Below are 2,854 nucleotides of genomic sequence, written 5' to 3' on the forward strand. Positions count from 1 at the left end.
GTCTTTTGTAATGTGGATAAAGTCTTTTCCTCTTCAAATTCAAATAATTTACGAGCCAATGCTTCTCTTGAATCATTTCCCAATTCACTGGATGATGCAATTTCCATTAATGCTTTCTTTTGAGCTTTAGGAATTTGGGCACGAGAAATAACATTTTTTAAGGCTTCAACTGATTCAGCAGCATTTATTTCATAAATCAAATCTCTTATAGTTCCAATAGGAACCTTTTTTCTTGAAGTATATTCTGCAATGGCTCCACCCAATGTAATAATGGAAATTATGACAATTACAAGCAAGATAATCAATACAGGAATTGTCAAACTTTGTGAAATTACATCAAGAGAGCCAGTTAAAAATTCTCCACCAGGAATATTTAAAGCCATATTTTTTCACCTAAAATTTATTCTAAAATATTTCTGCCTCTTTTAGTTAAAACAATGCCACCTGCTATCAAGATAGCAAATGCTAAAATTACCATGAGTATATCTTGAGGAGAACCAATAGTAATAGGACTTGTAGTTTTAGTTAATGCTCCTGCAATATTCGGGATAACGATTGCTGAAAGTAAGAAATAAGCACCAAGCAACAGCATGAAATTGCCTAAAACAATAGGATAAGGTTTGTTGATAAATCTAATTATTGTATTTGATGCAAAATAGGTTACAATCATGACACCAACAAGTGCAGCCGCTGCATACCAACTCAAATCAAGTGAACTGACCCCGATTGTTGGAGCCACTATCAAAACACTTGCAATAATTGAACCAAAACAGCATGGACAAGGAGCAATTATCGCCAGAGAAGTTGCAGTTGACGTATTCTTATCATGTATTTTCCATTCCCTTATAGTAAACAAACCTGCAATAATCATAATAGAAGCCATTGCAATGTAAAATATCGTATTATAACTGTAGATTGCCTGAACTAACTGATCGGCAAAAAATGAAGCTATATAAGAAATAAGAATTACACCGCCACCATAAGCTATACAAATTACTGCAAATAGTTTTTTAGGCAAATTAGCCAATCCAGAAGCCAATCCTATCTTTATTCCAAAAACAAGGACTGACGCAAAAATACCCACTTGCCATAAAACACTCATCATATCCATATTAATTTCCCCATAATCAATTCAAATTTAATTAATTACAATTAATTATTACTTTAATAAAGTATATATATTTTTTAATATTAACGATGTGCAATAAAAAAACATCAATAATATATTACACATCATCATTTAAATATTGAATTCCTTTAAAAAATCAGTAACTTTTAAGGTATCAAAATGATATAATTATTATATTAATAAAAAAATGAGGCTAAACATGTTTTGGAACGAAGAAATTGAAACTATGCCAAGGCAAGACCTTGAAGAATTACAGTTAAAGAAACTTCAAGCAACCGTTAAAAGAGCATTTGACAAGATACCTTACTATAACAAAAGATATACTGAAGCTGAAGTTTTCCCGGAAGATATAGAAACCTTAAAAGACATTGAAAAACTTCCATTCATAACAAAAGATGATCTGAGGGAAAGCTATCCATTCGGACTTTTTGCAGTGGACATATCTGAAATCAAAGAATTGCACTCATCATCCGGAACTACAGGAAAACCTGTTGTATCAGGATATACTGAAAAAGATTTAGATACCTGGGCTGAAACCATTGCACGTGGACTTACAATGATGGGTATCGGTGAAGACGACATACTCCAAAATACACACGGATATGGAATGTTTACAGGAGGATTCGGTGTGCACTACGGCTGCCACAAAGTAGGTGCCGCAATCATTCCTATCTCAACCGGACAAACCCGCAGACAAATCGAAATCATGCAAGATTTTGGAGCTACCGGATTAATATTTACTCCATCATACGGAATCCATTTGGGAGAAGTTGCTCTTGAAGACGGAATCGACCCAAAAGACTTTGGAATAAAGGCTATCGGTTTTGGAGCTGAAGGATGGACCGAAGAAATCAGACAAAGAGTTGAAGAAATCTTCGGCACAAAAGCCTATAACATATATGGATTAACCGAACTCATGGGCCCTGGTGTCGGTGTAGAATGTGAAGCTCAAAAAGGTCTGCACATTGCAGAAGACATATATTATCCTGAAATCATCAATCCGAAAACCGGTGAAGTAATTGGTGCAGAAAAACCAGGAGAATTAGTTTTAACCAATCTGGAAAGGGAAGGAATGCCAGTCATCAGATTCAGAACAAAAGATTTAACCAAACTTACCTATGAAAAATGTGAATGCGGCAGAACCCATGCAAGAATGAGCAGAATTACCGGAAGATCCGACGACATGATTAAAGTAAAAGGCGTAGCTATTTTCCCATCACAAATTGAAAAAGCATTACTTAAGATTGGTGATGTAGAGCCTCATTACATGATTATAGTTACAAGACCTGGAACCTTAGATGAAATCGAAGTTAAGGTCGAAGCATCAAAGGACATATTCTTTGACGGTGTCAAAGAAATGATGGCAATTCAAGAAAAAATAGGTAAATCCATTGAAAATGAAACTGGAATACGCGTAAAAGTAACTCTTGTTGAGCCAAAAACCTTGCCAAGATTTGAAGGAAAAGCAAAAAGAGTAATTGACGAGAGAAACTTACATTAGGTGATAGACATGAAAATCAAACAATTATCCATCTTTTTACAGAACAGAATGGGCAGTTTATCAAAACCTTTAGAAGTGCTCACCATAGCGGATGTCAACATAAGGGCAATGTGTATGGCAGACACTTCTGAATTTGGTATCTTAAGACTTGTAGTTGATGATCCAATAAAAGGAAAAGAAGCACTTGAAGAAAATAATTTTTTAGTAAAAATTACCGACATCAT

At 34.7% G+C, this 2,854-nt stretch carries 2 protein-coding genes and 2 pseudogenes; 2 read left to right on the forward strand and 2 right to left on the reverse strand.

What is annotated here, in order from left to right; all coding sequences use genetic code 11:
• Both QZU81_RS10755 and QZU81_RS10760 read right to left on the reverse strand, forming a co-directional pair.
• A pseudogene (locus QZU81_RS10755) lies at positions 1 to 383 on the reverse strand (MotA/TolQ/ExbB proton channel family protein); the annotation flags it as partial.
• A gap of 17 nt (positions 384 to 400) precedes the next feature.
• Complete coding sequence (locus QZU81_RS10760) at positions 401 to 1,111, reverse strand: DUF2162 domain-containing protein (RefSeq protein ID WP_292824643.1); 711 nt, start codon at positions 1,109 to 1,111, stop codon at positions 401 to 403.
• 217 nt (positions 1,112 to 1,328) lie between these two features.
• Here QZU81_RS10760 and QZU81_RS10765 point away from each other — a divergent pair, with 217 nt between their 5' ends.
• Together QZU81_RS10765 and QZU81_RS10770 are read left to right on the forward strand one after the other, a co-directional pair.
• The gene (locus QZU81_RS10765) at positions 1,329 to 2,630 is read left to right on the forward strand and encodes a phenylacetate--CoA ligase family protein (RefSeq protein ID WP_292824594.1); all 1,302 of its coding nucleotides are present in this window, start codon (positions 1,329 to 1,331) and stop codon (positions 2,628 to 2,630) included.
• Positions 2,631 to 2,854: pseudogene (locus QZU81_RS10770) on the forward strand (acetolactate synthase); the annotation flags it as partial.

This window comes from uncultured Methanobrevibacter sp. (assembly GCF_902770715.1).
Classification (GTDB): domain Archaea; phylum Methanobacteriota; class Methanobacteria; order Methanobacteriales; family Methanobacteriaceae; genus Methanocatella.